This window comes from Plantactinospora sp. GCM10030261 (genome assembly GCF_042666615.1).
GTDB lineage: Bacteria > Actinomycetota > Actinomycetes > Mycobacteriales > Micromonosporaceae > KBS50.
Genome location: NZ_JBHTDD010000026.1, coordinates 66,760 through 90,864 on the forward strand (window position 1 = coordinate 66,760; position 24,105 = coordinate 90,864).

A 24,105-nucleotide genomic window follows, 5' to 3' on the forward strand; every position below is an offset into this window, starting at 1 on the left:
GTGAGTCACGTTCCAGAGAGGAGGTGAGGTCCAATGAGCACCCTCGTGCTCAGCGGCGTCATCGCCGGTCTGATCTACGGCCTTGTCGCTTGCGCCATCATCTTCGTCCATCGTGCCAGCCGGGTCGTCAACCTCGCCCAAGGCGACATCGGTATGGTCGCCGCGACCCTTTATTTCACCACGACCGCAATCTACCGTTGGCCCACCTGGGCAGCCGTCGTCGTCGCTTTGGTCACCGGTGCCGTGCTGGGATGGCTCATCAACGCAGCCGTCATCAGCCCACTCGGGCAGCGCGACCCCGGCACCGGCCTCGTCGCCACCCTGGCCATCGCCACCATCCTGCAGCTTGCCACTTTGCAGTACTGGGGCGGCAGCGCCCGCCATTTTCCGCCGTGGATCCCGGGCTGGGATGGAATCACCCTGGCCGGTATGGCCCTTGGCGGGCCAGAGATCCTCGCCGTGGCGATCAGCGGCATCCTCGTGACACTAGGCTCGTTGGTCTATCAACGATCCAGGCTTGGCCTACAGCTACGCGCGGTCTCGGAAAGCCGCACCGCCTCGGCGACTCTCGGGGTCAATGTCAAGAAGGTCAGCGGCTGGGCCTGGATGGTCGGAGGGGCTATCAGCGCCACCGCCGCATTGCTGATCGCCCCGATGACCCGATTCGACCCCTACTTCATGTTCGCCGTCATGACCAGCGCCCTGGTCGCCGCGCTGGTGGCCGGATTCACCTCGTTCCCTGTCGCCATGGCCGCCGCACTGCTGATAGGCGTCATCAAGAGCATCACCGAGTTTCACATCACCGCCCCCGGCATCAACGACGTCCTCCTGTTCGCTGTCGCCCTGATCCTGCTGCTGGTCAAGCCCCCGGAGACCCTAAGGACGGCCGCATGAACAACCACACCAACCGCCCCCAGGCCGGAAGCTACGCGTGGCTGGCCGGCCCGATCATCACGTTCACCGCCCTTCTCGCGGCCGCGTCGGTCCTCGCCGCGCAGGGCAATACCTACGTGGTCTATCTGTACGGCGTGGGCCTGGTGTACGCCACCGCCACCCTCGGGCTGCACCTGTTGTTCAACGACTGTGGAGAGATCTCGCTGGCCCAGGCCGCGCTTGTCGCTCTCGGCGGCTTCGTCGGCGCCCACATGTATACCCTCGTACCCGGGCCGATCGGTCCATTCGCGCTAGTCGCCGGATCGGTGCTTGCGGGCGCCATCTGCGGAGCTGTTGCGGCGATTCCAATGCTTCGGTTACGTGGTATGGCCGTCGCCGTGGCCACGTTGCTGCTCAACGCCGCCGTCTTTCACTACGTGCTGCGCCTTCCCGCCTTCGGTGGCGGATCTGGAGGGCTGCGGCTTCGCTCTGCCACCTGGCTACCCGACGATGATCTACACGCCATCAGCTGGCTGACCGTCATCACCATCGTCACCACTGTGGCGATCCAGTTCCTGCGCCGCGGCCGCTTCGGGCTCGGGCTGCGCGCCATTCGCGCCAACGATGACCTCGCCCGGTCCGTCGGGGTCGCCACCCAGCGGTACCGCGTCACCGCCTACAGCATCGCCGGCGCCGCAGCGGGTGTCGCCGGGGCCATGTGGGTCATCCTCCACCAAGGCATCGCCCCATCCGCCTTCACTGACGCGTCCTCACTTGTTCTACTCACCATGGCACTACTCGGCGGACGGGGCAGCATCGTCGGCCCGATAACCGCCGCCATCTCCACCGGGCTGCTCACCGGACTTCTCGGTCGCTACGGCATCCTCATCAGCTTCCTGGCTCCAGCGATCCTGCTTGTGGTGCTCATCAAGTACCCCGGCGGTCTCAATGAGCAACTTCGCCACCTGCGCGAACAGGTCGAGCCGCTTCGCCGTCATCTGCAGCTCCGCGCAGCGCGACCAATCGCCGCATCGCCAAGCCCGGTGACCGACCCAGCCGCACCACCACCCCCACCGCCTGGCCCGTCCGTAGACCATGGCAGGCCACACACCGCCGAACGTGCGGCGACCGGACCGCGCGCTGAGGTGTTGCGCTGTTCCAACATGCACATCGCCTTCGGCGGACTCGTCGCCGTCGCCGATGTCTCGCTCACCGTGCAAGCCGGTGAGATGCTCGCCCTCGTCGGCCCAAACGGCGCAGGCAAAAGCACATTACTCAACTCCATCAGCGGCCACCGGCCTCCCACCCGCGGCACCGTCCACCTCACCGGAATCGACATCAGCACGCTGCCCGCACACCAGCGCGCCGCCCTCGGCCTACGCCGCACCTTTCAGGTCGGCGGTCACATGAGCACCGAAACGGGCTACAACCATGTACGCCTGGGAATGCACACCCACGCCACCTCGCCCATTCCGCAGGCCGTCGGCCACCTCGCCGGCAGGTTAGGCATCGCCGAGGCAGACCTGCGCGCTACGATGCGCGACCTGCCCGCAGGCGTAACCAGACTTGTCGAGATCGCCACCGCGCTGGCCGCGCCTGGACACCTACTTCTGCTGGACGAACCCACCGTCGGGCTAACTCCGCCCGAACGCGACAATCTCGCCTCCATCCTGAAAGACCTGGCCAGTGAGGGAACTGCCATCATCCTCGTCGACCACGACACCTCATTTGTCGCCAAAGTGGCCCACCGCGTTGTCGCACTCGACACCGGCCGTGTCATCGCCGACGCCGCACCCCATGACGTGTTCAACAACCCTGCCTTCGTCGACGCCTACCTCGGCGGTGGTCTGGAGGTAAGCCCATGACCAGCGGCGTTGTCCTGCGAGCACACGGGCTGATCGCGGGCTACCACAGCAAACCCGTCATCGGCCCCATCGACCTGGCCGTCGCCGACAACGAAACCATCGCACTGATCGGCCCCAACGGCGTCGGCAAGAGCACCCTCCTCAAAACCCTCACCGGACTCATCACGCCGCTGGGCGGCACCATTAGCCATCAAGGCCGATCGATCACCAGCGCCGGTGTCCACAACCACACCCGTAACGGGCTTGTCTTCGTCGGCGAACACCGCGCCAACGTGCTGCGTACCCTAACCGTCCAAGACAACCTCGACCTCGCCGCAGCAACGCGAAAGCGCTCCTACTCGGTCGATCCCCTTGACCTTTTCCCCAAGCTCGGCCAGCGACGTCGGCAACTGGGTGGCACCCTCTCCGGCGGCGAACTGCAAATGCTCTCCCTGGCGATGGCCCTCGCACTGTCACCGACCTGCCTGCTGCTTGACGAACCGTCCGCCGGACTCGCCCCGGTCGTGCTGGACGACCTCCGGCAAGCCCTCACCAACCTTCGTAGCACGGGGCTCGCCCTGATAATCGCCGAACAGCGTCCAGACGTCGTCCACGGACTCTGTGATCGCATAGCAATCGTCTCGGAATCGAAACTCACGTATTTGCCGCCCGGCACCGACTTGTCTAGCCAAGCCGTCATCGATCGATACTTCAGCCACACCTGAACGAACTTCGTGTGTGCCCTTGACGGACCTGCCTGTTCAAACGCGCTGTGCGGCGCTGGTATCGCTCCAGCACCCCGGGGACCTGTTCGCGGAAGCTGTGGCGGCAGCCGCGCGTGGGGCACACCAGACGCCGTACCCGCACGCGGACCACCACCCGCCGCCCGTCGAGCGGAACGTCGGCCACCGTCCGCCAGTGATAGCCGTGGACCCGCCCTGACGGAGCCCCGCACTTCGGGCAGGCCGCGGTGTCCTGCGGCGTCCGGGCGGGCACCAGGATCTGTCAATCCCCTGGAATCGTCGAGGGCTCCGTTATGCGGCCTGGGCCTCCAGGGGCGCGGGTCGCTGATCGTTCGTAGTCGATGGGTGAGCGCCAGTCGCAGACGGAGTGCCGGCGGCGCCGGTTGTAGAGGTCGGTGATCCAGGTGGCGATCTTCAGGCGTGCCTCGGCGCGGGTGCGGAAGTGACGGCGGTGCACGTACTCGACCTTGATGGTGGAGAAGGTTGCCTCGGCGACGGCGTTGTCGAAGCACGACCCGACCCGGCCCATCGACTGGCGTACCTTCCATCGGGCGCAGGTCCGGGCGAAGTCGGCTGAGGTGTACTCACTGCCCCTGTCGCTGTGAAGGATCACCCCTTCGACGCTGCCGCCGCGGGTGACGGCGGCCATGTTCAGCGCTGCGACGACCAGCCCGGCGTCGTGGTGGGTGCCCATCGCGTAGCCGAGGATCCGACGCGAGTACAGGTCGATAACGGTGGCCAGGTAGAGCTTGCCCTCGTCGGTGCGGATCTCGATCATGTCGCCGCACCAGGCGACATCCGGCGCCGGTGCGGTGAACACCCGCTTGACGAGGTCCGGCGCGGCCGGACGCTTACCTTGGCGGGTCAGGCCCGGCCGGCGGCGCTTGGACCGGGCGGCCAAGCCCAGCTCGGCCATGAGCTGCGGGATCGTGTTGTCGGAGACCTGTCGGCCGGACTCGCGCAGCTCGATGCCGATGCGCGGGCTGCCGTAGGTGCCGCCCGAGTCGTCGAACACCTTCCGGACCGCGGCCGCCAGTCGGACACGCCGGTCATCGCGGCGCGTCGGCGGCCGGTCGCGCCACTTGTAGAATCAGGACGCGGACACCCCCAAGGCCCGGCAGGCCACCGCGTGCGGCACGCAATGCTCGGTCCTCTGGGAAGCGATGGAGGCGGCCACGCTCACCGACCCGTCGCTTCCTTGACCCACAGGAACACGGATCGCTTGAGGACATCACGTTCCATCGCCAGCTCCGCGTTCTCCCGCCGCCACCGTGCCAGCTCGGCCGCTCGTCCTCGGCCAGCTGCCCGGCAGCGGCCTCACGGCGAGTCTCACGGTCCCTCTTCACCCAGTTAGCCAGGGTCCTGCTGGGCCCTCATCATTGGGGCGGTCGGCTGATCGTCATGGGCCGGCAGCCGCCCACATCGCGGATGCGGATGCTCTCGATCGGCCGGAGTTCTGTGAGGATCGGTGCATGGCGTACGTCTGGTCCGGTGTGACGATCGACTGCCTTGACCCCGAACGGGTAGCTCGATTCTGGAGCGCACTGCTCGGTCGCGAACCTGGCCCGTCGCAGGACGGTTGGGTCTACCTCGGTGAACGAGGTGAGCCGCAGCCGCGGCTGGTGTTTCAGCCGGTGTCGGAGCCCAGGACAAGCAAGGTCCGGATTCACCTGGACATCTCCGTAGAAGAGATCGATGAGGCTATGGCGGTGGTCCTCGACCTCGGTGGCCGGTTCACCGGTGAACGGCACGACTACGACGAAGGCGTGGTCGTCGTCATGGCCGACCCGGAGGACCACGAGTTCTGCCTGGTCCAGTACTACCGCTGACGATGGCCTACGGACGCGGCTTCTCGGCACGGCCGGTGTCCGTCACGTCGATGGCTCGAAGGCTCGCGTTCCACGCTTGGCGCCTTGCGAGTTGGGCCGCGTGGTCGCCACAGGTGGCGATCTCGCCCGAGGCGGCGGCGGACTCGCCGGGCCTGTAAGCGAAGTCATCGTTGTAGCTGTAGTTGGCGAAGTGCGGCATATCGCCCCTTCTGGGATTCGACTGCCGAGCGGCCAAGCAGGCGCTCGTGTACGCCGCCGCAAGCCTCGTGGTGTCGTCGGCCGCCACCCCAGCCAGTACCGCCCGTACGACACATTCCCCGACCACCGCCAACCTGGCGGACGTCAGCGGACACCGCACCAGGCCGCAGCAGTCGACGCCCCGACCTGCGGCATGGGCAAGCGGATGATCCAGCAGCGGTGTCCTTCGGCCCCCAAGCTATCGGCGGGCCACGCCGACGATCTGAACGCGCTGCGGGCGGCACGAGCTGCGCAGTTGTCGGACCCGCCGACTACCGTCGCCGGAAGCGCCAACGAAAGGGAGTGTGCCGTGGCTGGCGACGTCACGACGTTTGTGGATAGGGACCTGCGGGGCGCGCGGTTCAACAGGTCGACGCTGGCCGGTGCGGTGATGCGCGGCGTCGATGTGCGCGGGCTCGATATTGACGCGCCGTGGCTCACGGACGGCCCATTGCTGATCAACGGTGTCGACGTCGTGCCGCTTGTCGAGGCCGAACTGAACCGACGGTTTCCCGGCCGCGACAGGAGGCATGCCACGGATCCCGATGGCCTGCGAACGGCGTGGACGATGATCGAGCGGGCCTGGGCGGACGCGGTCGGCCGGGTTGAGGCCCTGCCCGAGGGCGCCGCCGACGTATCGATCAATGGCGAGTGGTCGTTCACGCAGACCCTGCGCCACCTCGCGTTCGCCACCGACGCATGGCTCGGTAAGGCGATCCTGCGCTTGCCGCAGCCCTTCCATCCGCTCGGGCAGCCGCACGCCGAGTACGAGACGGATGGATACGATCTGTCGATCTTCGCCACAGCGCAGCCGAGTCTTGCCGAGGTGTTCGCTCTGCGTGCCGAGCGGCAGGCAATGGTGCGGGACTTCCTCACGAGCGTCACGCCGGCACTGCTCGCCGAGCCTCGGCCGACAGCGTGGTCGCCCGAACACGAGGAGCCGGTCCTGCACTGCCTCCACGTGATCGTCGACGAGGAGTGGGAACACCTCCGTTTCGCACTGCGCGACCTCGACGCGCAGAAGTAGGCAGCGATCTACTCGTGAGGCGTCCGAGCGCCGATGACAAGGCGCGGTCTCTGCTAAAGGAACTCGAACGGCGTCCACGTCTGACGCCGCTTCGCCGAAAGGTGTGTACTCGGCGGCGTACGCGACTCCGCTCCGCTGATCAAGGACGCGGCGGCCGGCCCGTCCGATTAACTCCGCACTCTCACCGGAGCGGTAGAGCCATGACTGTTTTCGACGGATGCCCGTCGTTGACCATCGCCTCGACGGTCGCCTGCGGACCTGTCTGGGATAACAGTGATCGGTCAGGCGAACGGGTGCGGGTCGAAGCTGATGCCACCCCGTTCAACCATCCGGAGCACCCGTCTGCCATAACGCGGGGGTCTGCGCACGTACATGGTGAAGCGCGACGCCTGGAACCGTAAGTCCATGTCGCGCCCCTCCAGGTGCCAGCAGGGCTCCTTCAGGTGCGTGCCGGGCGCCTCCTGACGCAGGTTCTTCAGCTCCATCGGCTGGCACACGGAGTGCAGGCTGCCGACGATGTCCCAGACGCTCTTGAAGATCAGCGTGGCCGGCGCTACCCAAAAGTGAACTTCTGACATGGATCCCGACTCGACCCGGCGCACGATGTAGTCGAGGTCGAGATGCAGCTGCAGGGCCGACGGCGCAATGGGATCGAGGTCGTCCTGCTCCCAGAACTCCTCCGGGGTCAGGTCCTCGGGCGGATCCTCGTCATCGGTGACGGCGAGCGCGTGAATGCGGCAGTAGTCCCACGACGTCTCCACCAGTTCCTCGTCCGTCAAGGTGGCCTTCCGGAGACCGGACTCAGGGTGCACAACCGTCTTCATAGAACGATTGTCGCCAAGCGCGTCGACAGCGCCAGATGTTAGTCGTGATTAGTGGCCCGCCTGCGGCGCGCGGGCCAGTTGGACATGTCCAGGGCGGTGATCGACGGCTCCCACATCCGGGCGCTCAAGGGCGGCCCAAAATTGGTCCGAGCCCGGTCGACCGCCGCAGGCCTGGCTCGAAGCACCACGTCATCACCGACGCCGACGGGATCCCCCTGGCCGTCACGCTGACCGGCGGCAACCGGCACCACCTGGTACGGAACACCGGGACGCCAGCGGCGGCTGGTCGCCGCTGGCGCGGGGCCCGGACCACCTCATCGGCGTCGTTGAGCAGGCGGTCCGCGCGGACCGGCGATGAACCGGCCGTGGCGCGGTTCACCTTCCGTCGTCCGGTGACGGCGGCGAACTTAGCCGCGAGGAAGCACGGTGATGGCCACGATGGCGCTGTTGACGACAGTGGCCGTCACGGTGCGGGTGACGGCCTCCGCCGCGGCGTTGGCACCCCACTCACCCCGCTCGAGGTCCTTGGCCCGCGTGATCACGGATGAGGTCCACGGGATACCGGGGTGGAACTGCGGAAGAGTCCCGCTCGCCGAGAGCAGCGCCGCGAGTGCGGCGACCCGTGTCTGAGGTTCAGCGCCCTCCACCAGTACCCGCCGGACATTGGCGAGCAGGCGCGCTCGCCGTTCCGTCCGGCCTTCCCGAAGGGCCGTTGACGGGAACAGGCCGAGCACCTTGCGCGGCACCTGGTCGATGTCGCCTCGTGCGATGAGCCTCGCCAGCATCGGCTCGCGTAGGGCGGGGCCGATCGCCGCGAGTGCCGTCTGCACCCCCTGCGGCTTCTCCGACAGGTAGTCCCACGCCGGGCGGAGCAAGCCATCCGAGGGCGCGCGATCCTCGACGGTCCCGACCCGGCCGCGGGCGGTCGTGGTCAGGTGGTCACCGAGGGCGAGGTCCGCGAGTACGGCGCCGGCGAGGACGTAGAAGAGGGTGTTCTCTCCCGCGATGGTGCCGGAACGGGGCTGGAACAGCAGGAGCAACAGATCCTCCGCCAGGGTCGGGGCACCCGATCGGCCCACCGTCCCGGCCTGGTCGTCGAAGGACCCAGCAGGTGGATCGGACATCGTTCGTGCCTTTCGTCGAGTGGGATAGGCGGTCATCGGCGGGGCTCCCAGCGGAAGAGCCGGGTCGCGAGGGCGACGGCGACGACGACCCAGCCGAGAGTGGGCGCGAGCAGGAGCAGGGAGTCGGTCACGGCGACGCCGCCGCTCCAGGCGTTCATGGTCAGCTCGGTGGCCGCGCCGCCGGGCAGCAGCCGCTTGAGCCAGGCGAGGTCCGTCGTGCCGCTGATGCCCACCCAACTCGCCACGGCGATCACGCCGAGGGTGACGGGCAGGGTGGTGACCTGGGCGTGTTCGGGGGAGTTGGTCAGCCCGGCGGTGGCCAGGGCCAGCCCGATCATCATGGCCAGGGTGGCGATGGTCGCCACCACAAGCAGGGCGACGTTGGCCGGCTCGCCGGCGACGGCGGCCAGTGCGGTGAGGATCGCGGCCACCTGCACCACGGCGAGGACGACGACGGGCAGCAGCAGGCCGGCGAGGATGCCGGCGTCGCCCTCGGCGGTGGAGCGCAGCCTCTTGAGGAAGAGGTTCTGGCGCCGGGAGGCCAGGGTGGTGACGGCGGTGGCGTAGAGCCCGAACGCGGCCACCGTGAACATGACGATCGCCGCGATGTAACCGAGGCTGCCGATGGCGGCGAAGGTCTCGTGCTGCCGGACGAAGAACACGCAGACGGCGGCCGGGACGATGAGGCTGGTGACCAGCACCAGTCGGTTCCGGAAGATCTGGATCAGTTCGCTGAACGCGATGGACAACATGGGGACACTCCTGTCGAAGGGGTGAATCAGCCGCTGATGGCGCGGAAGACGTCGTCGAGTCGGGTCGATCCGGCCTCCAGGTCCCGCAGCTCCACGGCGTGGTCCTGGGCCCACCCCAGCAGCAGGTGGAGGTCCTTCTGCAGGGCGAACGTCTCGACCACGACCTTCCCGTCACCGTCGATGACAGCCTGTACCGGCAGCGACGGTGCCGGCGCCAGCAGGGAGAAACGGATGACGGCCGGCAGGGTGCGGGTCAGGTCGGACACGCTGCCCTCCCGGTGCAGGGTGCCCTGGTGCATCAGCCCGATCCGATCGGCGCGCTGCTGCGCCTCCTCCAGGTAGTGCGTGGTGAGCACGATGGTCGCGCCGTTCTCGCGTAACCGGTCCACGGTCGCCCACAGCGCGTCACGGGACTGGATGTCCAGACCCGTGGTGGGCTCGTCCAGGAAGATCAACTCTGGCATTCCGTAGACGGCGGTGGCGAAGTCCAACCGCCGCTTCTCTCCACCGGACAACTGCGACACCTTGCGGCCGGCCCGGCCGGTGAGGTCGACCAGGTCCAGCACCCTGCCGACATCATCGGTACGACGGGTGAGCCGGCCGATCAGACGCACGGACTCCCGGACAGTGAGATCGGGGGAGAATCCGCTCTCCTGGAGCATGACGCCCATCCGGGGACGGACCGCTCGCCGGTCACCGGGGCGGTGCCCGAAGACGCGTACGGTGCCCGAGGTCGGCGCCCGGTGCCCCTCGATGGCCTCCAGCGCCGAGGTCTTCCCCGCTCCGTTGGTGCCCAACAGCGCGTAAAGCTCCCCTCGTCGTACCTGGAAGGAAAGATCCTTGACAGCGTGGAAGTCGCCGTAGCTGAGGTTCAACCGCTCGACTTCGATGACGGGTGTGGTGGACATGCGTCCATGACAGCGCGGCCACGGCCGGAGCGTCAGTGGCGCGGTGTCACGACCGGATGTGACGTGGTGTCACTGGTTGAGGCCGGCCGCAGCCGGATACTGGGAGGGTGACCGCAAGATCGCCGCGCTTCACCGAGTCGACGCAGGGGAAGCTGCGTCGGCTCAACCTGGCGACGTCGCTGCCGCCGGTCGTGATCGCCGCCGTGGTCCTGGTGGTCATCGACGCGCATGCCTGGTGGCACGTCGTCGTCCTGGCTCCGGGGGTCGCGGCGGCCGTGGTGGCCTTCGAACGCTGGACGGCCGACGACCTCGCCCGGGTCGCGTTGCCCTGCGTGAGCGTCGCGGCAGTGGTGTGGCCACTGGGGGTCCTGCTGACCGGCAGTCCCAATGCGTACTGGGGTGTCTGCGCCGTCGGCTCCCTCGCCCTGCGCGAGATCCGACGGCGGAGGCTGGCGGCGGCCGCCCTGTTCAGCTACGTGGCGGTCGTCGGCGCGGCACGGCTGCTGGTGCAGCGGGACAACCCCGGCGAGGTCCTGATCACCTACGTCCTCATCCCGACGGCCCTGACGGTGCTGGTGACAGTGCTGACGATCGTGGGCGAGCGGTTCTACGACCTCATCCGGGAACTCGAACAGACCCGGGAGCGCGAGGCGGAGCTGGCGGTGGTCCGGGAGCGCGTCCGGTTCGCCAGTGACCTGCACGACATCCAGGGCCACACCCTGCACGTGGTCAAGCTCAAGATCGCACTGGCCCAGCGACTGCTGCTCCGCGACGCCGGACGGGCGGAGAAAGAACTAAGGGAGACGCACGACCTGGTCAGCGACACCATCGCGCAGACCAAGGAACTCGCGTACGCCCAACGGCGGCTCAATCTCACCGCGGAGATCGAGAACGCGAAGAACCTGTTCGAGGCCGCCGGCATCCGGGTCCGGGTGACCCGGGAGGCACAAGTCGAGGCCCGCCGCAGCGAACTGCTCGGGCAGGTGCTGCGCGAGACGACCACCAACATCCTGCGACACGCGCAGGCCACCCAGGTGCAGATAACGCTCGCCGAGTCGGGCATCACCATCGTCAACGACGGGGCGACCGGCCCCCCGATCCCCGAACTGCGGGGGCTGTCGGCGCTGCGGCAACGGCTGGCGGTCGACGGAGGTGAACTGACCGTGGAACAGACCGACGAGTGGTTCTCCACGGCCGCGGTCTTCCCGCCCGCTCGTGCCGACGCGGCCCCGACTGCCCCATGGGAGGACGGCCGATGACGACAATCGTGCTCGCCGACGACGAGGCGCTGCTCCGCACGGCCCTGGCCGCGCTGCTGCCGATGGAGGGCGACATCACCATTCTCGCCGAGGCGTCCGACGGCCAGACCGCGATCACCGCCACCCTGCGGCATCGTCCCGACGTGCTGGTCATCGACCTGGAGATGCCGGGCGTGGACGGTCTCGGCGCGGTCGCGGAGATCCGCCGCGAACGACCGGAGCAGGTGATCCTCATGCTGACCCGGCACGCCCGCCCCGGCGTGCTGCGCAAGGCGTTGCGGCTCGGCGTCCAGGGCTTCGTCAGCAAGTCCGCCGAGCCCTCCCACATCACCGCGGTCATCGCGACCCTGCACGCGGGTAAACGCTGGATCGACCCGGAGGTGTCCGCGCTCGCCGTCACCGAGGACTGCCCCCTCACCGACCGGGAGGCCGACGTACTGCGGGTCACCGGCGAGGGCTACTCGGTCGCCGACATCGCCATCCGGCTGCACCTCGCGCCGGGCACCGTACGCAACTACCTTTCCAACGCCATGCGCAAGACCCAGACCCGGACCCGCCACGAGGCAGCCCGCTACGCCCGCGAACACGACTGGCTCTAGTCGGCGGTCCGGCGGGCTGTCGCCGGGTGGCACCACACAACACCGATCGATGGATTGAGAGCATGCCGACCACCTGGATCACCACGCCCATCAGCACGGACCTCCTGCGCGGCGCGCTCGACATACAGCACACCGCGAGCGGGCTGCTGCCGCACCGGCTGCCCGCGTGGGCCCGCGCCCAGTACACCGACGGGCAACTCGCCATGGTGGAGGCTCAACCCGCCGGCGTACGGCTGAAATTCCGTACCCGCGCCACCGCGGTCGAACTCGACACCCTGCCCACCCGACACACCTACACCGGCCTACCGTCCCGCCCGGACGGCGTCTACGACCTGCTCGTCGACGGCCACCTGACCGACCGGGCCAGCGTCACCGGCGGCGACACGGTGACCATCGACATGGCCAGCGGCACCACACAGCACCGGTCCGGTCCACCCGGCACCATCCGTTTCACCGGCCTATCCGACCGGGTCAAGGACGTCGAGATCTGGCTGCCGCACAACGAGAGGACCGAACTCGTCGCCCTGCGCACCGACGCCCCTGTCACACCCGCCCCGGACCAGGACCGCCGGGTGTGGCTGCACCATGGCAGTTCCATCAGTCAGGGCTCCAACGCCACCAGCCCCACCGCCACCTGGCCCGCCATCGCCGCCTCCCTCGGCGGCGTCGACCTGGTCAACCTCGGCTTCGGGGGCAGCGCCCTGCTCGACCCGTTCACCGCCCGCACCATGCGGGACACCCCGGCCAACCTGATCAGCGTGAAGATCGGCATCAATCTGGTCAACGCCGACCTGATGCGGCTGCGCGCCTTCGCCCCCGCCGTGCACGGCTTCCTCGACACCATCCGCGACGGCCACCCCACCACACCGTTGCTGGTCGTCTCACCCATCTACTGCCCGATCCACGAGGACACCCCCGGCCCCGGCGCGTTCGACCTCGCCGCCCTCGCCACCGGACAGGTCCGCTTCCGGGCCACCGGCGACCCGGGGCAGCGGGCGAGCGGGAAGCTCACCCTGCGCGTCATCCGCGACGAGCTGGCGCGCATCACCGCCCAGCGGGCGGCCGACGACCCGAACCTGCACCACATCGACGGCCTCGACCTCTACGGCGAGGCCGACTTCGTCGACCTGCCGCTGCCCGACCAACTCCACCCGGACACCGCCGCCCACCGCCGCATCGCCGAACGCTTCACCAGGCAGGCGTTCACGGCCGACGGACCCTTCGCGGAACGCAGCTTCTGACCGGCCTCCGCTGGCACCACCAAGGAGTGACGATGGCTTTTGTGACACACCGACTGGTGGCCGCGGCAACAGCGGTGGCTCTGGCCGCCGGGTGCAGCAACCCCGCCGACACAGGTGAGCAGCCGCCGCGCGACCGCCAGGTGACCGTCACCACGTCCACGGCCGCCGACCGGGGCCGCACCTTCCAACGGCTGGAGGACAGGTTCGACGCGCGGCTGGGGATCCACGCGATCGACACCGGCACGGGCCGGACGGTGCAGTACCGGGCCGAAGAACGTTTCGCCTACGCGTCGACGTTCAAGGCACTGGCCGCCGCCGAGGTACTCGACGGAACCACGGACGCCGAACTGGACAAGGTGGTGCGGTACTCGGCCGACGACCTGGTCAACCACTCGCCGATCACCGAGCAACACGTCGGGGCGGGCATGACGCTTCGCGCCATCGCCGACGCCGCCGTCCGGTACAGCGACAACACCGCCGGCAACCTGCTGCTGAGCCACCTCGGCGGACCGGAACGGTTCGAGAAGGAACTGCGAGAGATCGGCGACCAGGTCACCGACGCCGCACGCTACGAAACCGACCTCAACGAGGCGCGGCCCGGCGATCGCCGGGACACCAGCACGCCCCAGGCCATGGCCGACGACCTGCGGGCGTACGCCGTAGCCGACGCCCTCGAACCCGCGGACCGCGACATCCTCAACGGTTGGCTGCGGGGCAACACCACCGGCGGGGAACTGATCCGTGCCGGTGTCCCCGACGGCTGGGTCGTCGGCGACAAGACCGGCGCCGGCGGCTACGGCACCCGCAACGACATCGCGGTGATCTGGCCCCCGGACCGCGCACCGATCGTCCTCGCCGTGCTGTCCAGCCGCGACGAGAAGGACGCCGACTACGACAACGCCCTCATCGCCCAGGCGACGGAGGCCGTGATCGCCATGTTGTGACGGGCGACGCCGCCGGTCGTCGGGCACCCCGTCGACATCGTCCCGGAGGATGGGCGGCACCACCGCCTACGCGTCCCCACTTCACAGGGTGGGCGATGGCCAGGCTACCCGGGTGTCAGGACGCCGGAACGGAGGTGTTCCGCGCCCTGGACCAGGCGTAGCCGCCGGGCAGTTGTGCCCGGCGGCTACGCCACTCGGACCGGCGTACGCCTACGTCGGCGCCGGCCGGTACCGCACACTCACCTCGGCCGTCGGATCGTCCGCACCAACGCGGTGGAGGTAGATCGGGCTGCCACCAAGGTGCTCGTACAGCCGGATGCCCTGCCCCAGCAGCACCGGCGCGATGTGCAGGTCGATCTCGTCGAGCAACCCCCGCTGGAGGAGTTGGCGGCCGATGTCCGGCGACAGCACCTCGACGTTCTTGCCGTCGGCGGCGGCCAACGCGATCCGCACCGCCTCGGCCAGGTCGCAGTCGAGGAACGTGACGCGGTCCGCTGGCTCGGCGTCCTGCGGGTGGTGGGTCATCACGAAGACCTGGCCGGTGAAGGCCCCGCCGTAGACGTTGTCGGCTCCCGGAAACGCATCCCAGCCCCGTCGGCCACCGAGCACCGCGCCGGTCGTCGCGACGTAATCGTCGATCAGACCCGGCTGCATCGAGATTCCCGTCATCATCCAGCTCATGTCGTGGTCGGGCCCGGCCACGAATCCGTCCAGGGACATGGTGAAATGCCAGAGCACCTTGCCGTCGGCCGTCGGTGGTGCGAAATCGTTCATGCCATCCTCCTCGCGGTGATCGCTTCTCGTAGTGCAGACGGCGACCACCGCGAAACGTCATCGGTCGGGCCTCATCGGTCCAGCCGCGCTGGCAGACCGAACGCCGGGAACAGCGCCGGCTCGTGGAAGGCGACGATTTCGCTGATCCGGCCGTTCCGTACCCGCAACAGCCCGATCCCGAACGGCTCGAAGACGTGCCCACCCGGCGGTCGCCGGTAGCTGGCCGCGGCCAGCTGCCGGTTGGCACTCGTGGCGACCAGGCGCAACGCCCCGATGTAATCCGGCGAGCTGGCGTCCCAGGTGGCCGCCAGCGCCGCGACGACCGACTCGCGGTCGGCGAACCACTCCGGGTACGGCGGCATCGTCGCGCGTACGTCCCGCGCCAGCAGCTCGGCGACCTCGTCGACATCGCCCCGGTCGACCGCGGCCATGTACCGGCGCAGCACCCGCCGATCCGCCTCGCTCGGCGGCGCGGACGGCGCCCAGTCGGCTCGGCCCGGCGGCAGATGCTCGCGCAGCGTGGCCCGGGCCCGCTGCAACGCGCTGTTGACCGAGGCGACGCTGCCATCGAGGGCCTGCGCCGTTTGCCGAGGTGGCCAGCCGAGCACGTCACACAGGATCACCGCGGCGCGTTGCCGGGGCGGGAGGTGCTGCATCGCGGCCAGGAACGCCAGTTCCACCGTCTCTCTCGCGACCGCCACCGTCTCGGGCTCGTCCGCGCTCGACGCGGCCGGCTCCCACAGGTGGTCGGGAAACGGCTGCAGCCACGGGCCGGCGTCGCCGGCCCGTTGCCCGGACCCGTCCGGGGGCCCGGCCTGGTCGGGCAGCAGATGCCGTTTGCGGCCCTCGAGCGCGTCGAAGCAGGCGTTGGTGGCGATCCGGTAGAGCCAGGTGCGCAGTGACGACCGCCCGGCGAACCCGTCCCGCCCACGCCACGCCCGCAGGAACACCTCCTGCACCAGATCTTCGGCCTCGTCGAACGATCCGAGCATGCGGTAGCAGTGCACCCGCAGCTCGCGCCGGTGCTGCTCGACCCGCTCGGCGAAGGTGTCGTCGGTCACCGGGCGACCGTACCCGTTGCCGCCGCGTACCCGAGCGACCATGGCGGCTGAGCCGGCCGCGGATCAGATGGCGCGTCAAGGGCCGTCGATGGGACGGCGGCCGGTGGGGACCGTTTCCTATCCTCATCTCGCCAGCAGCCTTCATCTGAGGGGACGGGGATCGTGGAGCAGGGGGCGTCACCGCCGTTCGTCGCGCTCGGCGCGATATCCATAAGCGTGCTACGGGAGGCATATGCGGCGGCGGCGCGGCGGGGGGCCGACAGCGTCGGCACTCTCGACATGCTGTGCCACCTGCCGCAGCGCCACAGATCGATTCCGCCATGGCTGGTCGTCGGGGCGAACGCCGCGAACCTGATGCGGATGGCTGTCGATCCCCGGCGTATTCCGACCAAACGGTCGGTGGGCGAACTGATGTCCGGACCGCCCACGGAGTTCGATTCGGACGTCCAGGAGACACTGCGCGAGGTCGAGTGGAGATACCGTCGCTCGCGCAGCAGCCGATCGCTCCGGCCCGGAGGGGCCGACGTCCGTCCCTCGTGGACCAATGGTCTTCGCTCGGCACTGGCTGGCGCGCTGGCGGTCGCCCGCGACAACGACGTGCCGTTCGCCGGGCCGCCTCACCTCGCGCTGGGCATGCTGCGAAGAACCAACTGCGACGGAACTGGCTACCTTTATCCCCACGAGTCCGCGCGGCTGGCGGCCACTGACCGGCTGCGGACCGATCCGGTGATGCGGTTGGCCGACCACCCGCATCCCGACCTCGACATCGAAAGGTTGACCCTGCGGCAATCGTCCGATTCCCTGCGCACCCGGCTCGCGGGACGGATCTTCGCGCGCATGTCCCGACTCAGCCGCCTCGGCCCGATCCTCAACGAGGTGGACAACGAGGCGAAACGCCAGGCGGTCCGGCTGGACCATGACGTGGTTGGTCTCGTACACGTCCTGCTCGCGATGATCACACATGACGTGGCCCGCGAAGCCGCCGGAATCGCGGTGCCCGCACACCACGGCGTCCGCAACCGCGGCGCCGCTGTTCTTCGGGCAAATGGCGTCGACGGCGATCGGCTGCGGGCGCTCGCCGTATCCCGCGGTGGGCCCGCGGAGCCACCCGCCGAGGCGCTGAGCGGACAATGGGAACGGCTTCGTCCCGGCGACCCGTTGACTGGCGCCGACGTCGTCTCCGCGATGGCCCGGGCCGCCGAGATCTCGCTGTCCCACCAACATCCCGACACCGGTACCAGCCACCTGTTGCTCGCGGTGATCGAGGACGACGCCGGCGACGGATCGGCTGCGCTGCTCGACCTCGATGTCGATCCGGAGGCCATCCGGGCCCAGGTGAAGCAGGACCTTCGTGCCGCACCTGCCGCTTGGTAGCCGACCACCCCGCGAGCCGATCAAGCGCGCCATGGCCTCGACGGCGCGGTCGCTGCTCCGGGCTTCCGGCGGCAGATTCAGGGGCGCGGTGCCTCTCCCGGAGACGGGAACGCCGCTCGCGGCTGTCCGCCCGACCACCACAGCCCGATCGCGAGCGCTGCCGTCGCCTCCAGGGATGCCGCTCGCGCCAGCCCGCCACATGGCGCTGCCGTGCAGCCGATCGAGCCGATCAGGGTCTCCGTCACCGCGGCGGCTGTGGAGGTGTCGGCGCAGTACGGCACAGCCAGCGGTACGTTTTCGAAGGTGGGCGGACGTAACGTCCAGATGCTGACATGGCAGAGGTTGAACGCCTTGACCACGTGTGCCTCGGGCGCGACGGCGGCCAGTTGCCCAGCCACGGACGTGGCACCGGCGGAATCGAGCATGAGCCCGTCGTTGGTCGGCACGAGAGGGTTGGTGCAGTCGATGACCGTCCGGTCGACGAGTTCGGTGGCGAGGCCACCCACCAGGTGGGGCGCCACTGTCGCCGGGACTGCCACGAGGACGGCGTCGCCGTGTGCCGCCGCGTCTCTGAGACTGCTGTGTCCGGCGGCACCGATCCGGCGGGCGATCCGCTCCGCGTGTTCCCCGCTCCGGCCGCCGATCACCACCTCGTGCCCGGCGGCCGTCCACGCGCCGCCGAGCGCCGCCGCCATTCCGCCCGTTCCTAGAACGCCGATCTTCATCCGTATTACTCCGCTTCATGCTTCGCGGTGACCGGTGCTGACCACCAAGCGAAACGATAGGCAGTCCGATAGGCACCGAACGGTGTGCGTCACAGCGAGCAGAATGAACGCATGAGGATGGCGGAGCAGCCTGACGACTACACGTCCGACTGCCGCGCCCGGGTGGCATTCGAGGTCCTCGCCAACCGTTGGGACAGCGTCGTGGTTTACACGATCGCCGCGCATGGTCCGTTGCGTCCGGCGTTGCTGCTCAGCCGCATCGGCGGGATCAGTCACAAGGTGCTTCACGATTCGCTGCGTCGGCTGGAGTACAACGGTCTGGTGGAACGCCGGTCGTACCAGGAAGCGCCTCCCCGGGTGGACTACGCGTTGACCGAAGCGGGCGACGCGCTGCTGGAGCCCATGCGGATGATGGGCGCCTGGGCCAGCAGATATGCCGACGCGGTGCTCGACGCGCAGGAGCGGTTCGCGGTACGGAGACGGTAGCAGCGTGGCCGCTGCGACGAGCGAGCGCGATCCCGGTCGGGACAGGGGCCCTCAAGCCCGGAAGGTGCGGCGGTAGGCGTCCGGTGGTACGCCGATCGTGCGATGGAAATGGCGGCGCAACGTGGTCGCCGTGCCCATGCCCGCGGCCGTGGCGATGGTGTCGACGCTGTCGTCGGTGGCCTCCAGCAGTTCCTGCGCACGGCGGATCCGTTGGGTCAGCAGCCATTGCAGCGGAGTGGTGCCGGTGACCGAGCGGAAGTGGCGGGTCAGGTGGCGCGAGCTCATGTTCGCCTGGCGGGCCAGGTCCTCGACGGTGAGCGGCCGGTCCAGGTGGCGCATCACCCAGGGGAGCAGGTCGGCCAGGGGATGGTTGTCCTGGGCGGGCACCGGTGTGGTGACGAACTGCGCCTGGCCGCCGGCCCGGTGGGGTGGCACGACCAGGCGGCGGGCGGCGATGTTGGCGATGGCGGTGCCGTGGTCACGGCGGACGAGGTGCAGGCAGAGGTCCATCGCCGCGGCCTTGCCCGCGGAGGTGAGCACGGTGCCGTTGTCGACGTAGAGCACGTCCGGGTCGACCGTTACCCGCGGATAGCGGGCGGCCAGTTCGTCGGTGTGGGCCCAGTGCGTGGTCGCGCGTAACCCGTCCAGCAGGCCGGCGGCGGCGAGTACGAACACGCCGGTGCACAGGGAGACGACCCGCGCGCCCGCCTGGTGAGCCGTGCGCACCGCGTCGATGAGGTCGGCCGGTGGGTCCGCGTCGACGTCCGCGACAGCGGGAACGATCACGGTGCCGGCGTGTGCCAGCCGGTCGAGGCCGTGGTCCGGCTCCAGCAGGAATCGGCCGACCCGTACGGGTCGGGTGCCGCACACGCTGACGTCGTACCAGGGGCCGCGCACAGCGTCCGGGGCGGAGCCGAACACCTCGTAGGCCAGGGCCAGTTCGAAGTGCAGCATCCCGTCGGCAGCGGCGACCGCGACGGAACGGGGGGCCAAGGTCATGTCGGTAATTGTACGGGTCGTGTCGTTCCGGACACTGTCGCCGGGTGAACCAGCGGGACACGATCTCAGCAGCGGATCACGTCAAGCACCCGGGAGCGGACATGGGATCGGATCGGAACGTCGCGGTGTTCGGCGCCTACGGACACACCGGGCGGTTCGTCGTCGCGGAACTGCGCGAGCGCGGGTACGTCCCGCTGCTCCTGGGTCGCGACCAGGACAAGCTGCTGGCACTGGCACGGCGCCAACCGGGGCTGCAGACGCGGCCGGCGTGGGTCGACGATCCGGCCTCGCTCGACCACGCGCTGAACGGCGCGGCCGCCGTGATCAACTGCGCCGGGCCGTTCGCCACGACCGCCGCCCCGCTGGTCGGGGCCGCGCTACGCGCCGGCATCCCGTACGTCGACGTGGCGGCCGAGATCGAGGTGAACCTTGACACGTTCGCGCACTTCACGGAACCGGCCCGTGCCGCGGGCATCGTGGTCGTCCCGGCGATGGCCTTCTACGGCGGCCTCGGTGACCTGTTGGTCACCACCGCGATGGGGGACTGGACGGTCGCCGACGAAGCGCACATCGCGTACGGCCTGAGCAGTTGGCACCCCACCGCCGGAACCCTCGCCTCGGGCACTGTCTCGGGCCAGCGGCGGGGCGGTCGCCGCCTCCGCTACACCGGTGGACGGCTGGAGTACCACGACGACGCGCCGCGAACCGAGGAGTGGCCATTCCCGGCCCCCATAGGTCCCCAACCGGTCATCGCGGAGTTCACAATGGCCGACGTGGTCACCGTTCCCAGCCACCTGACCGTCCCCGAGGTGCGCACCTACATGACCGTCAAGGCGGCCGCGGACCTGGCCGCTCCCGACGCCTCGGCACCAGCCGCCGTCGACGAACGCGGCCGATCCGCGCAAACCTTCGTCGTCGACGTCCTCGTCCGCTCTGGCCACGCGGAACGCCGTGCGGTCGCCGCCGGACAAGACATCTACGCCGTCAGCGCGCCGCTGGCGGTGGAGGCCGTCGACCGCATCCTCACCGGCAGAACCAGGACCACCGGCGTCGCCTCCGCCGGCGCGGTCTTCGACGCCCCGGACTTCCTCCACGCCCTGTCCTCACACCTCTCCCCGCACGTCCCGGTCGGCACACAGGGCTGACCGGCGGTCCCGGCCAGCCGGCGGAACAGGTGGGCCAGCCAGCCCGGCACGGTTGCGACTACTGTTCCTGGCGACCGGTCCTGGGAGGTCCCGCTGTACGTAAACGACGCGTTCCTCGCCCATTACAACAAGCCCGCCCGGGCTCGGCTGCGCGGCCTGGCCCGCAACCCCGCGATCCCCGTCGCCCTGTTGCGGCGGCTTCTCGACGAGTACCTGACCGAAACGGATGTCGCCCTGACCTTCCGCACGCGATGGAGCGACGAGCAGTTCGATACATTGGCCGGCCACCCCGACCGCAAGGTGCGCGAACTGGCGGCCCAAGCGGTGCACGCGACGCCCGAACAGCGGGCCAGGCTGGTGGAGGACCCAGAACCCGGCGTGCTACGCGCACTCGCCGAAGGGCCGAGCTCGTTCCTCATGTTGACGTGGACGCCGCAGCCGACGCTGCCCCCGTGGGCGTACGAGCGGCTGCTGGAGCGGAACCCGAGGCTGGGTCTGGTCATGGAGGACTCGCCATGGGTGCCGGGGGACCTACGTGCCCGGCTGCGGTCGGCCGGATCGTCGCCACCACCCGCACCGGGCAGCGAGCAGCCGCTGGACAGGCGGCAGGCCGAAGCGCGGGTTGACGCGGACGACGAATGGACACGCGTCGCCGCTGCGACCGATCCTCGACTCCCTGGCGACCTCGTCACCCGACTGGCGGTGGATCCGTCACCGGCCGTCCGGCTCGCCGTGTCGATGCGCCCCGAACTCAGCGAGGAGCACCGCGCGGTGATCGACTACCACATCGGGCGTGACGACCGGATCCAACCGGCCCGGTGGGCCACCGACACCCGTGACTCGGAGGTTCAGCGCCGTTGTGTGCGCTCGGCACACATCGGTCTTCGTCGCAGCGTTGCCTGTAACCCGCACCTGAGCGCCGACCATGTCGCGGCGCTGGCCGCCGACGATGATTTCGCGGTCCGGCTCCTTCTCTGCGAGCACCACCCGGATGTCCCTTCCGACACGGTGCTCACCACGTACCTGGAAGCCACTACGGCCACCCGGGGCCGGCTGCTCCAGCACCCCAGCTTCCAGCGCTTCGGGCTGGCCCGGCTGGTGGACTCCCCGGACCCGCAGGCCCGAGCGCTGGCAGTCTTGGATCCCGAGGCGACGCCGAGCCTGATCGAGCGGCTTGGCACCGACCCGGATCCGGCAGTGCGGCAATGCGTGGCCGGTGACCCCCGCCTGTCGCCCAGCCGGGTGCTGGAGCTGTTCGACGATCCGGAAACGACCGGAGCGGCCGCCGCCAACCCACACCTGCCGGTGCCGGTCATGCACGGCGTCCTCGCCGACGCCGCCACGCTTGCCGACGAGGTCATCGAGGGCGAGCCGGCCGTGTACCTGGGGCAATGGCCACCCGACGAACTGCCGGAGGAGGAAGGAACCCCACGGCAGTCGCGCCCGCGGTGACCGCGCCCCTTCATCACCGGACCGGCTCACCGGTGGCGGTGTTGTCCCGTTCGTGCGGTACATCAAGCGTTCGCCTGGCTGGTGGACGAGCGGGAGGTCACCACCGATGGGCGATACCGGCCGGTGCGCGCCCGGCCGTCCCGGTCCTACCGGAGGTGCCGGGCGAAGAACTGGTTCGCGCTGTCCGCTTCGAACCGCGGGACACCGGTGTGCCCACCCATGTTGGCGTGCAGCGTCTTCTCCGTGGAGCCGAAGGCGTCGAACAGGTCCAGGGCCAGTTGCCGGTCGTTGCCTTCGTCGTCCCATTGCAGCAGCACCTGCAGCGGAATGGTGATCTTCCGGGCCTCGTCGAACATGGCCCGGGGGACGTAGCTTCCGGCGAACAGGAGGGCGGCCGAGATCCGTGGCTCGACCACCGCCAGCCGGACACCGATGGCGATCACCCCTCCCGAATAACCGACCGGGCCCCCGATCTCGGGCAGTGACAGGATGGCGTCCAGGGCGGCCCGCCATTCCGGAACCGCCTGGTCGACCAGCGGGAGGACGAGCCGACTGACGATGTCGTCGTCGACCGGCTCGCCGGCCTCCAGGGCGCGGCGCAGGTCGGCACGGGCCTGCTCGACGACGGCGAAACGGCGTCGGTCACCCCCGCCGGGGAGTTCGATGGTGGCCGCGGCGAAGCCGTCGTGCGCGCAGTGCCGGGCCCGGGCGGCCAGTCGGGGGTACATCCTGCGCAGCCCGCCGGGGTGGCCGAGCAGGATCAGTGGGGCCGGCGCGGGTGCGGGTCCGGGCGTCCACAGGATGCCCGGGATCTCGCCGAGGGTGAACTCGCGTTCCAGCACATCGTCGTCGAGGCGCTGCTCAGCGGTGAATTCCATGGTCGTGCCTTTCGGGGAGCGCTCGTGAACGGCGCTCCCGGACGACCTACCGCCCGACCGTGACCCCGCAGGGGAGCACCCATGTCGACATGTTCACGGATACCACCTCCCCGGTCTCTCGCACGGCCTCCGGAAGTTAGCAGCGGGAGCCGTGTTCCGCCATCGGTTTCGCGACCACACTGGTCCGCGCGGCGTCGGGCGGCGCAGGGAGGGCCGTGCCTACCGGTGAGCCGCACGCCGTGACAGGCCTTCGATCACATGGTTGCCGGTCGCCGTCACCGGAGGCCATCGAGGAACCCACGCAGCATGGCGTCCAGCGCGAACTCGAAGCGGAGATTCGGTCCGGTGGGCAGCGCCGCCCGGGTGGCCTCGGCCAGTCGGGGATACTCCTGGTGATCGATGCCGGGAATCGTCTGCCTGGCGTTGACCACGTTGTGATCGTCCTCGTGCGCCATGACGGCGTGACCGACCACGAAACCGGTCACCGCGTACAGCATGTCGAGCGCCGTGGGCAGCGGGAGTCCCGCCGCCTGCAGCGCCTCGAGTGCGTTCTCCATCATGCGCAGGTTCTGTGCGGTGATCGCCGGCCGGGTCACCACGAGGGGGAGGACGTTCGGGTGGGCCAGCAGGACCCGCAGGAGCGCGTGCGCGTACTGGCGTAGCCCGGCCTGCCACGAGTCGTTTTCCCACAGTGGCGGCGCCACCCGCGTGAGTAACTCCTCCACCAGCCCGTCCAGCAGGGCGTCCTTGTCGGCGACGTGCTGGTAGAGGGACATGGCCTCCACCCCGAGTTCCCGCCCCACCCGGCGCATCGACAAGGCTTTGAGCCCTTCGCGGTCGGCCAGCGTGAGGGCCGCGCGCAGGATGGCCTGCCGGGTCAGACCCGCGGACTGGCCCCTGGTGCGGCGGGGCGGCATGGTGAGCCTCCTCCTGGCCGACATTCTTACATCGTAAGTATACTGAACCTGGAAAACATACGGCGTAAGTTTGGACGCGGCAGTCCAGCG

Annotated in this window: 24 protein-coding genes and 3 pseudogenes; 14 read left to right on the forward strand and 13 right to left on the reverse strand. The window is 69.3% G+C overall.

Going from position 1 to position 24,105, the window contains the following annotated elements; all coding sequences use genetic code 11:
• Nucleotides 1-33 precede the first annotated feature (33 nt).
• The 3 genes from ACFQUZ_RS25395 to ACFQUZ_RS25405 are packed head-to-tail and all read left to right on the forward strand — an operon-like array spanning nt 34 to nt 3,442.
• Nucleotides 34-894 (forward strand): branched-chain amino acid ABC transporter permease, encoded by an 861-nt coding sequence (locus ACFQUZ_RS25395; protein WP_377446485.1) that lies wholly within the window; start codon nt 34-36, stop codon nt 892-894.
• A complete protein-coding gene (locus ACFQUZ_RS25400) occupies nt 891-2,738 on the forward strand; it encodes an ATP-binding cassette domain-containing protein (protein ID WP_377446486.1) in 1,848 nt (615 codons plus the stop codon). Before ACFQUZ_RS25395 ends, ACFQUZ_RS25400 begins: the two co-directional genes overlap by 4 nt.
• Nucleotides 2,735-3,442, forward strand: coding sequence for an ABC transporter ATP-binding protein (locus ACFQUZ_RS25405; protein ID WP_377446488.1), 708 nt, complete (start codon nt 2,735-2,737; stop codon nt 3,440-3,442). The genes ACFQUZ_RS25400 and ACFQUZ_RS25405 overlap by 4 nt, the downstream gene beginning before the upstream one ends.
• A 22-nt stretch (nt 3,443-3,464) precedes the next feature.
• Here ACFQUZ_RS25405 and ACFQUZ_RS25410 read toward each other — a convergent pair.
• Together ACFQUZ_RS25410 and ACFQUZ_RS25415 are read right to left on the reverse strand one after the other, a co-directional pair.
• A pseudogene (locus ACFQUZ_RS25410) lies at nt 3,465-3,719 on the reverse strand (transposase family protein); the annotation flags it as partial.
• Between the two features lie 3 nt (nt 3,720-3,722).
• Nucleotides 3,723-4,538 (reverse strand): annotated as a pseudogene (locus ACFQUZ_RS25415) (IS3 family transposase); the annotation flags it as partial.
• A 394-nt stretch (nt 4,539-4,932) separates the two neighbouring features.
• Here ACFQUZ_RS25415 and ACFQUZ_RS25420 point away from each other — a divergent pair.
• Nucleotides 4,933-5,289, forward strand: a complete 357-nt coding sequence (locus ACFQUZ_RS25420; RefSeq protein ID WP_377446490.1) for a VOC family protein — start codon at nt 4,933-4,935, stop codon at nt 5,287-5,289.
• 7 nt (nt 5,290-5,296) lie between these two features.
• Here the strand turns inward: ACFQUZ_RS25420 and ACFQUZ_RS25425 are convergent, their stop codons facing one another.
• On the reverse strand, nt 5,297-5,488 hold the full coding sequence (locus ACFQUZ_RS25425; protein ID WP_377446492.1) for a hypothetical protein: 192 nt from the start codon (nt 5,486-5,488) through the stop codon (nt 5,297-5,299).
• A 348-nt stretch (nt 5,489-5,836) separates the two neighbouring features.
• On the opposite strand from ACFQUZ_RS25425, the gene ACFQUZ_RS25430 reads away from it, so the two are divergent.
• Nucleotides 5,837-6,553, forward strand: coding sequence for a DinB family protein (locus ACFQUZ_RS25430; protein ID WP_377446494.1), 717 nt, complete (start codon nt 5,837-5,839; stop codon nt 6,551-6,553).
• 281 nt (nt 6,554-6,834) lie between these two features.
• Here the strand turns inward: ACFQUZ_RS25430 and ACFQUZ_RS25435 are convergent, their stop codons facing one another.
• On the reverse strand, nt 6,835-7,377 hold the full coding sequence (locus tag ACFQUZ_RS25435; RefSeq protein WP_377446496.1) for a hypothetical protein: 543 nt from the start codon (nt 7,375-7,377) through the stop codon (nt 6,835-6,837).
• Nucleotides 7,378-7,425: 48 nt separating this feature from the next.
• On the opposite strand from ACFQUZ_RS25435, the pseudogene ACFQUZ_RS25440 reads away from it, so the two are divergent.
• A pseudogene (locus tag ACFQUZ_RS25440) lies at nt 7,426-7,685 on the forward strand (transposase); the annotation flags it as partial.
• Between the two features lie 99 nt (nt 7,686-7,784).
• Here the strand turns inward: ACFQUZ_RS25440 and ACFQUZ_RS25445 are convergent.
• From ACFQUZ_RS25445 to ACFQUZ_RS25455, 3 genes are read right to left on the reverse strand one after another with little or no spacing between them, the layout of a single operon-like run.
• Nucleotides 7,785-8,501, reverse strand: a complete 717-nt coding sequence (locus ACFQUZ_RS25445) for a GPP34 family phosphoprotein (RefSeq protein WP_377446498.1) — start codon at nt 8,499-8,501, stop codon at nt 7,785-7,787.
• A 32-nt stretch (nt 8,502-8,533) separates the two neighbouring features.
• A complete protein-coding gene (locus ACFQUZ_RS25450) occupies nt 8,534-9,253 on the reverse strand; it encodes an ABC transporter permease (protein ID WP_377446500.1) in 720 nt (239 codons plus the stop codon).
• Between the two features lie 26 nt (nt 9,254-9,279).
• Complete coding sequence (locus ACFQUZ_RS25455) at nt 9,280-10,161, reverse strand: ABC transporter ATP-binding protein (protein ID WP_377446502.1); 882 nt, start codon at nt 10,159-10,161, stop codon at nt 9,280-9,282.
• A gap of 107 nt (nt 10,162-10,268) precedes the next feature.
• Between ACFQUZ_RS25455 and ACFQUZ_RS25460 the strand changes: the two genes are divergently transcribed.
• The 4 genes from ACFQUZ_RS25460 to bla all read left to right on the forward strand — a co-directional run bounded on the left by ACFQUZ_RS25460 (nt 10,269) and on the right by bla (nt 14,204).
• Complete coding sequence (locus ACFQUZ_RS25460; RefSeq protein WP_377446504.1) at nt 10,269-11,420, forward strand: sensor histidine kinase; 1,152 nt, start codon at nt 10,269-10,271, stop codon at nt 11,418-11,420.
• Nucleotides 11,417-12,019 carry a DNA-binding response regulator gene (locus tag ACFQUZ_RS25465; protein WP_377446506.1) on the forward strand — a complete coding sequence of 201 codons (603 nt, stop codon included), beginning with the start codon at nt 11,417-11,419 and terminating at the stop codon, nt 12,017-12,019. Before ACFQUZ_RS25460 ends, ACFQUZ_RS25465 begins: the two co-directional genes overlap by 4 nt.
• A gap of 62 nt (nt 12,020-12,081) precedes the next feature.
• Nucleotides 12,082-13,260 carry an SGNH/GDSL hydrolase family protein gene (locus tag ACFQUZ_RS25470; RefSeq protein WP_377446508.1) on the forward strand — a complete coding sequence of 393 codons (1,179 nt, stop codon included), beginning with the start codon at nt 12,082-12,084 and terminating at the stop codon, nt 13,258-13,260.
• Nucleotides 13,261-13,292: 32 nt separating this feature from the next.
• Nucleotides 13,293-14,204: a class A beta-lactamase gene (bla, locus tag ACFQUZ_RS25475; RefSeq protein ID WP_377446510.1), complete on the forward strand. Its 912-nt coding sequence runs from the start codon at nt 13,293-13,295 to the stop codon at nt 14,202-14,204.
• Between the two features lie 210 nt (nt 14,205-14,414).
• Here the strand turns inward: bla and ACFQUZ_RS25480 are convergent, their stop codons facing one another.
• Together ACFQUZ_RS25480 and ACFQUZ_RS25485 are read right to left on the reverse strand one after the other, a co-directional pair.
• A complete protein-coding gene (locus tag ACFQUZ_RS25480; protein WP_377446512.1) occupies nt 14,415-14,978 on the reverse strand; it encodes a dihydrofolate reductase family protein in 564 nt (187 codons plus the stop codon).
• A gap of 71 nt (nt 14,979-15,049) precedes the next feature.
• On the reverse strand, nt 15,050-16,081 hold the full coding sequence (locus ACFQUZ_RS25485) for a sigma-70 family RNA polymerase sigma factor (RefSeq protein WP_377446513.1): 1,032 nt from the start codon (nt 16,079-16,081) through the stop codon (nt 15,050-15,052).
• A 120-nt stretch (nt 16,082-16,201) separates the two neighbouring features.
• On the opposite strand from ACFQUZ_RS25485, the gene ACFQUZ_RS25490 reads away from it, so the two are divergent.
• A complete protein-coding gene (locus ACFQUZ_RS25490; RefSeq protein ID WP_377446515.1) occupies nt 16,202-17,413 on the forward strand; it encodes a Clp protease N-terminal domain-containing protein in 1,212 nt (403 codons plus the stop codon).
• 77 nt (nt 17,414-17,490) lie between these two features.
• Here the strand turns inward: ACFQUZ_RS25490 and ACFQUZ_RS25495 are convergent, their stop codons facing one another.
• Nucleotides 17,491-18,138 (reverse strand): NADPH-dependent F420 reductase, encoded by a 648-nt coding sequence (locus tag ACFQUZ_RS25495; RefSeq protein WP_377446516.1) that lies wholly within the window; start codon nt 18,136-18,138, stop codon nt 17,491-17,493.
• A gap of 111 nt (nt 18,139-18,249) precedes the next feature.
• Between ACFQUZ_RS25495 and ACFQUZ_RS25500 the strand changes: the two genes are divergently transcribed.
• Complete coding sequence (locus ACFQUZ_RS25500; protein ID WP_377446518.1) at nt 18,250-18,624, forward strand: winged helix-turn-helix transcriptional regulator; 375 nt, start codon at nt 18,250-18,252, stop codon at nt 18,622-18,624.
• A 51-nt stretch (nt 18,625-18,675) separates the two neighbouring features.
• Here the strand turns inward: ACFQUZ_RS25500 and ACFQUZ_RS25505 are convergent, their stop codons facing one another.
• Nucleotides 18,676-19,623, reverse strand: coding sequence for a helix-turn-helix domain-containing protein (locus ACFQUZ_RS25505; RefSeq protein ID WP_377446520.1), 948 nt, complete (start codon nt 19,621-19,623; stop codon nt 18,676-18,678).
• Between the two features lie 101 nt (nt 19,624-19,724).
• Here ACFQUZ_RS25505 and ACFQUZ_RS25510 point away from each other — a divergent pair, with 101 nt between their 5' ends.
• Both ACFQUZ_RS25510 and ACFQUZ_RS25515 read left to right on the forward strand, forming a co-directional pair.
• A complete protein-coding gene (locus ACFQUZ_RS25510; protein WP_377446522.1) occupies nt 19,725-20,768 on the forward strand; it encodes a saccharopine dehydrogenase family protein in 1,044 nt (347 codons plus the stop codon).
• A 189-nt stretch (nt 20,769-20,957) separates the two neighbouring features.
• Nucleotides 20,958-22,220, forward strand: a complete 1,263-nt coding sequence (locus ACFQUZ_RS25515) for a hypothetical protein (protein WP_377446524.1) — start codon at nt 20,958-20,960, stop codon at nt 22,218-22,220.
• Between the two features lie 146 nt (nt 22,221-22,366).
• Here the strand turns inward: ACFQUZ_RS25515 and ACFQUZ_RS25520 are convergent, their stop codons facing one another.
• Together ACFQUZ_RS25520 and ACFQUZ_RS25525 are read right to left on the reverse strand one after the other, a co-directional pair.
• A complete protein-coding gene (locus tag ACFQUZ_RS25520; protein ID WP_377446526.1) occupies nt 22,367-23,098 on the reverse strand; it encodes an alpha/beta hydrolase in 732 nt (243 codons plus the stop codon).
• A gap of 275 nt (nt 23,099-23,373) precedes the next feature.
• Nucleotides 23,374-24,039 carry a TetR/AcrR family transcriptional regulator C-terminal domain-containing protein gene (locus ACFQUZ_RS25525; RefSeq protein WP_377446528.1) on the reverse strand — a complete coding sequence of 222 codons (666 nt, stop codon included), beginning with the start codon at nt 24,037-24,039 and terminating at the stop codon, nt 23,374-23,376.
• Nucleotides 24,040-24,105: the final 66 nt, after the last annotated feature.

Bases quoted from the DNA above. Each gene is read 5' to 3' on its own strand.
- ACFQUZ_RS25395 (WP_377446485.1), top strand. From the start codon at position 34: ATGAGCACCCTCGTGCTCAGCGGCGTCATCGCCGGTCTGATCTACGGC.
- ACFQUZ_RS25400 (WP_377446486.1), top strand. From the start codon at position 891: ATGAACAACCACACCAACCGCCCCCAGGCCGGAAGCTACGCGTGGCTG.
- ACFQUZ_RS25405 (WP_377446488.1), top strand. From the start codon at position 2,735: ATGACCAGCGGCGTTGTCCTGCGAGCACACGGGCTGATCGCGGGCTAC.
- ACFQUZ_RS25420 (WP_377446490.1), top strand. From the start codon at position 4,933: ATGGCGTACGTCTGGTCCGGTGTGACGATCGACTGCCTTGACCCCGAA.
- ACFQUZ_RS25425 (WP_377446492.1), bottom strand. From the start codon at position 5,488: ATGCCGCACTTCGCCAACTACAGCTACAACGATGACTTCGCTTACAGG.
- ACFQUZ_RS25435 (WP_377446496.1), bottom strand. From the start codon at position 7,377: ATGAAGACGGTTGTGCACCCTGAGTCCGGTCTCCGGAAGGCCACCTTG.
- ACFQUZ_RS25445 (WP_377446498.1), bottom strand. From the start codon at position 8,501: ATGTCCGATCCACCTGCTGGGTCCTTCGACGACCAGGCCGGGACGGTG.
- ACFQUZ_RS25450 (WP_377446500.1), bottom strand. From the start codon at position 9,253: ATGTTGTCCATCGCGTTCAGCGAACTGATCCAGATCTTCCGGAACCGA.
- ACFQUZ_RS25455 (WP_377446502.1), bottom strand. From the start codon at position 10,161: ATGTCCACCACACCCGTCATCGAAGTCGAGCGGTTGAACCTCAGCTAC.
- ACFQUZ_RS25465 (WP_377446506.1), top strand. From the start codon at position 11,417: ATGACGACAATCGTGCTCGCCGACGACGAGGCGCTGCTCCGCACGGCC.
- ACFQUZ_RS25470 (WP_377446508.1), top strand. From the start codon at position 12,082: ATGCCGACCACCTGGATCACCACGCCCATCAGCACGGACCTCCTGCGC.
- bla (WP_377446510.1), top strand. From the start codon at position 13,293: ATGGCTTTTGTGACACACCGACTGGTGGCCGCGGCAACAGCGGTGGCT.
- ACFQUZ_RS25480 (WP_377446512.1), bottom strand. From the start codon at position 14,978: ATGAACGATTTCGCACCACCGACGGCCGACGGCAAGGTGCTCTGGCAT.
- ACFQUZ_RS25485 (WP_377446513.1), bottom strand. From the start codon at position 16,081: ATGGTCGCTCGGGTACGCGGCGGCAACGGGTACGGTCGCCCGGTGACC.
- ACFQUZ_RS25495 (WP_377446516.1), bottom strand. From the start codon at position 18,138: ATGAAGATCGGCGTTCTAGGAACGGGCGGAATGGCGGCGGCGCTCGGC.
- ACFQUZ_RS25500 (WP_377446518.1), top strand. From the start codon at position 18,250: ATGAGGATGGCGGAGCAGCCTGACGACTACACGTCCGACTGCCGCGCC.
- ACFQUZ_RS25505 (WP_377446520.1), bottom strand. From the start codon at position 19,623: ATGACCTTGGCCCCCCGTTCCGTCGCGGTCGCCGCTGCCGACGGGATG.
- ACFQUZ_RS25510 (WP_377446522.1), top strand. From the start codon at position 19,725: ATGGGATCGGATCGGAACGTCGCGGTGTTCGGCGCCTACGGACACACC.
- ACFQUZ_RS25520 (WP_377446526.1), bottom strand. From the start codon at position 23,098: ATGGAATTCACCGCTGAGCAGCGCCTCGACGACGATGTGCTGGAACGC.
- ACFQUZ_RS25525 (WP_377446528.1), bottom strand. From the start codon at position 24,039: ATGTCGGCCAGGAGGAGGCTCACCATGCCGCCCCGCCGCACCAGGGGC.